Origin of the sequence: Rothia sp. BD8, from assembly GCF_044878465.1 — a bacterium.
In the GTDB taxonomy this organism is placed as follows: domain Bacteria; phylum Actinomycetota; class Actinomycetes; order Actinomycetales; family Micrococcaceae; genus Rothia; species Rothia kristinae.
Genome location: NZ_JANJES010000021.1, coordinates 1 through 2,127 on the forward strand (window position 1 = coordinate 1; position 2,127 = coordinate 2,127).

At 55.4% G+C, this 2,127-nt stretch carries 1 rRNA gene; it reads right to left on the reverse strand.

Annotated elements, in window-relative coordinates:
* Positions 1 to 415 precede the first annotated feature (415 nt).
* A 16S ribosomal RNA gene (locus NQ707_RS10415) occupies positions 416 to 1,946 on the reverse strand.
* Positions 1,947 to 2,127: the final 181 nt, after the last annotated feature.

The window sequence follows — 2,127 nt, forward strand, 5'->3', positions numbered from 1 at the left end:
ATAATCACAGATACACTCAACAATCGCAGATACACCACACCCAGCAACCACCAGAAACCCAGCAGTCACCAGACACGGCATACCAGAATAAAATTGATGCTCGCGTCCACTATATAGTTCTCAAACAACAACCCACACCACCACCAACACCACACACAACGCATAGCACCAGCAACAGCCAGGCAAACCCAAGACAACCACCCCAACCCACACCAGCAACAGGAAACCCATCACCAGCACGGGTCAGAAGCTCATTGCCTCAAAACCCAACAGCATGCTCCATCCACTCCACTCACCACACCACCAGCCACACAAGCCGGCAGCATGACAAGAACAGGCGCACATTCCACCCATGAGCAAACCCCACGCACCACACTCGGGCACGAACAGGGCCAACCAAAGTTGAGCTCCTTAGAAAGGAGGTGATCCAGCCGCACCTTCCGGTACGGCTACCTTGTTACGACTTAGTCCCAATCGCCAGTCCCACCTTCGACGACTCCCTCCACAAGGGTTAGGCCATCGGCTTCGGGTGTTACCAACTTTCGTGACTTGACGGGCGGTGTGTACAAGGCCCGGGAACGTATTCACCGCAGCGTTGCTGATCTGCGATTACTAGCGACTCCGACTTCATGGGGTCGAGTTGCAGACCCCAATCCGAACTGAGACCGGCTTTTTGGGATTAGCTCCACCTCACAGTATCGCAACCCATTGTACCGGCCATTGTAGCATGCGTGAAGCCCAAGACATAAGGGGCATGATGATTTGACGTCATCCCCACCTTCCTCCGAGTTGACCCCGGCAGTCTCCTATGAGTCCCCACCATCACGTGCTGGCAACATAGAACGAGGGTTGCGCTCGTTGCGGGACTTAACCCAACATCTCACGACACGAGCTGACGACAACCATGCACCACCTGTACACCAGCCCAAAAGGGAAGAACCATCTCTGGAACGATCCGGTGTATGTCAAGCCTTGGTAAGGTTCTTCGCGTTGCATCGAATTAATCCGCATGCTCCGCCGCTTGTGCGGGCCCCCGTCAATTCCTTTGAGTTTTAGCCTTGCGGCCGTACTCCCCAGGCGGGGCACTTAATGCGTTAGCTACGGCGCGGAAAACGTGGAATGTCCCCCACACCTAGTGCCCAACGTTTACGGCATGGACTACCAGGGTATCTAATCCTGTTCGCTCCCCATGCTTTCGCTCCTCAGCGTCAGTAACAGCCCAGTAACCTGCCTTCGCCATCGGTGTTCCTCCTGATATCTGCGCATTTCACCGCTACACCAGGAATTCCAGTTACCCCTACTGCACTCTAGCCTGCCCGTACCCACTGCACACCCGGAGTTAAGCCCCGGGCTTTCACAGCAGACGCGACAAGCCGCCTACGAGCTCTTTACGCCCAATAATTCCGGACAACGCTTGCGCCCTACGTATTACCGCGGCTGCTGGCACGTAGTTAGCCGGCGCTTCTTCTGCAGGTACCGTCACTTCCGCTTCTTCCCTGCTGAAAGAGGTTTACAACCCGAAGGCCGTCATCCCTCACGCGGCGTCGCTGCATCAGGCTTGCGCCCATTGTGCAATATTCCCCACTGCTGCCTCCCGTAGGAGTCTGGGCCGTGTCTCAGTCCCAGTGTGGCCGGTCACCCTCTCAGGCCGGCTACCCGTCGTCGCCTTGGTAGGCCATTACCCCACCAACCAGCTGATAGGCCGTGAGCCCATCTAAGACCAGTACATAACCCTTTCCACCACCAGCCCATGCGGGCAGTAGTCGCATCCGGTATTAGACCCAGTTTCCCAGGCTTATCCCAGAGTCAAAGGCAGGTCACTCACGTATTACTCACCCGTTCGCCACTCATCCACCCGGTGCAAGCACCAGGCTTCAGCGTTCGACTTGCATGTGTTAAGCACGCCGCCAGCGTTCGTCCTGAGCCAGGATCAAACTCTCCGTTGAAAAACAAAAAGCATGAACACTGGACTCATCAAAATAAATGAACAGCGCAGCGCATCACCAGCCACGGGGTGGCCTCCACGCTGCACCAACACTCTGCATGATGACCACAGTCATTCACAAAAAATACTTGGTATGCACCATCAGAGTGAACAAAGCACACTATTGAGTTCTCAAACAACGA